We start from the raw sequence: 2316 nt of genomic DNA on the forward strand, positions 1-2316 counted from the left end.
CTTCACGGCCTGGCCGAGCTGGATGTCGTTCTTCGCGACGAGAACCTCGACCGTCGGCAGCTTCTCGGCGACGGGAAGGGCGGGCGCGGGCTTGTTGTCATAACCGCTCGCCAGATACGCAGCGACGCCGCCGGCGCCCAGCGCGATGACGAGAACGACAATGCGTGCGGTATTCATACGCCTCTACTCTTACGCGGGGTACTCGAACCGCACGTGGCGGGTTCCCCTGTGTCGATGAGTAGGGAGTAAAAGTATAAGGGGTGTTGCGAGGTCGAATGCGATGAGCGGCCACGGCCCGAGTTCTGGGCAGATGGTGAACGGCGCGTTATTCGGTTGGCCAGCGGCCACCGTAGATTCACGCAGTGCCGGACGTTCGTTCGAACGATGCGCGCGGCGTCATGGTGAACGGGTGGTTAGTGGCTCGCAGGGCGCCGCGCCGCCATGCCAATAAGACGAAGCAATGCGCCACATCATCGGTGTCGTCCTGGCCTAGTGCGCAATTGCGCACGGGGGGCCGGGACCCAWACCGCGTGATCTTTCGAATGTAGAAGACAGAAGTACCGACGACGAGTCTTCGCCAAACCACTCCCTGGGGTTATGGGTCCCGGCCTTCGCCGGGACGACCTTGGGGAGGGATCACGGACTATACGAGCGCGGTCGTTGTAAGCACTACTTCCCCCGCTTCCGCTCGATCGTGTCCCAGACCTTTGCCGCGACATCCGGGCCGCCGAGACGTGCGATGGCGCRGATGCCCGTTGGCGATGTCACGTTGATCTCGGTGAGGTTGCCGTTGATGACGTCGATGCCGACGAACAGCAGGCCRCGCTCGCGCAGCGCCGGGCCGACGGTGGCGCAGATCTCGCGTTCCCGCGGGGTGAGCTCGGTCTCCTGCGCCGCGCCGCCGCGCACCATGTTGGAGCGGAGGTCGTCGGCGGCGGGCACGCGGTTCACGGCGCCGGCGAACTCGCCGTTGACGAGGATGATGCGCTTGTCGCCGTGCTTCACCTCGGGGATGAACTGCTGAATCACCCAGGGCTCCTTGAACGTGACGGAGAACATGTCGAACAGCGAGCCGAAATTCATGTCCTGCGGCATCACGCGGAACACCGCCGCGCCGCCATGGCCGTGCAGCGGCTTCATCACGACGGCGCCGTGCCGGTCCCGGAATGCGTTGATCTCATCCAAGTCGCGCGAGATCAGCGTCGGCGGCATCAGCTGCGGAAAGTTCATCACGAACAGCTTTTCCGGCGCATTGCGTACCGAGGCCGGATCGTTGACGACCAGCGTCTTCGGATGGATGCGCTCCAGGAAATGCGTCGAGGTGATGTAGGCGAGGTCGAACGGTGGGTCCTGGCGCAGCAGCACCACGTCGAAGCCGTTGAGCGCCTCGCGCTTCGGCTCCCCGAGGGTGAAATGATCGCCCGGCTCGTCGCGCACGGTCAGCAGCTGCACCGGCGCGACCAGCTCGTCGCCGACCATCGAGAGCTTGTCGGGCGTGTAGTAGGACAGGCCGTGGCCGCGCTTCTGCGCCTCCAGAAGCAACGCAAAGGTGGAATCGCCCTTGATGTTGATGCGGGCGATGGGGTCCATCTGGACGGCGACGTTCAGTTTCATGGTCTGCCTTTCAGGTCGAGGCGTCGAATGCTGCCAACACATGGCGCGGAAGTGACCGCGGCGCAATCAGCATGGCGTCGAATCGCAATTCGAATTCGGCATGCTCGGGATGCGCGACGAGCCAGCCTTGCGCGGCGTCGATGATGCGCTGCTGCTGGCGCGGCGTCACGGCAAAGGCGGCATCATCCAGGCTCGCGCGGGCCTTGACCTCGACGAAGGCGATCAGGTTGCGGCGGCGCGCCACGATGTCGATCTCGCCATGCGGGGTTCGATAGCGCTTGGCGAGGATGCGATAACCCTTGGCCATGAGATAGGCGGCGGCACGGCTCTCGGCCGAGATGCCGGTGCGGAACGCGGCAACGCGTTCGAGCGAGGCGACTTTCGGTTCCGCTCCGCCCTCAGTCTTCGCCATCGCCGCCCCGCAAATCTTTTGCGAGCTCGAGTGCGCGGGCATAGACCGCGCGCCGCGGCCGGCCGGACAGCTCGACGGCATGGGCCACGGCGTCCTTGACGCTGTGGGTGGCCAGCTGCGCGCGCAGGAGATCGTCGAGCGCATCCGGTGTCAGCATCTCGGCGTCCGCCGCAGGCGGTGCGATCACCAGCACGAACTCGCCGCGCGTCTCCAGCGCATCCGCCTCGCGTGCCAGCTCGTTCAGCGTCGCGCGCGAAATCTCCTCGTGCAGCTTCGTCAGCTCGCGGCAG

Annotated in this window: 2 protein-coding genes and 2 pseudogenes; all 4 read right to left on the minus strand. The window is 65.5% G+C overall.

The window, feature by feature from the left end:
- Nucleotides 1-177, minus strand: a pseudogene (locus tag AC1D00_RS37075) (Flp pilus assembly protein CpaB); the annotation flags it as partial.
- Between the two features lie 492 nt (nt 178-669).
- Nucleotides 670-1614 (minus strand): glutathione synthase, encoded by a 945-nt coding sequence (gene gshB / locus AC1D00_RS37080; protein ID WP_477014081.1) that lies wholly within the window; start codon nt 1612-1614, stop codon nt 670-672.
- Nucleotides 1615-1624: 10 nt separating this feature from the next.
- The gene (locus AC1D00_RS37085; protein ID WP_477014082.1) at nt 1625-2026 is read right to left on the minus strand and encodes a YraN family protein; all 402 of its coding nucleotides are present in this window, start codon (nt 2024-2026) and stop codon (nt 1625-1627) included.
- Nucleotides 2013-2316, minus strand: a pseudogene (locus AC1D00_RS37090) (16S rRNA (cytidine(1402)-2'-O)-methyltransferase); the annotation flags it as partial. The gene AC1D00_RS37085 and the pseudogene AC1D00_RS37090, both read right to left, overlap by 14 nt.

The sequence above is a fragment of the Bradyrhizobium sp. P2_E8 genome (assembly GCF_056403875.1).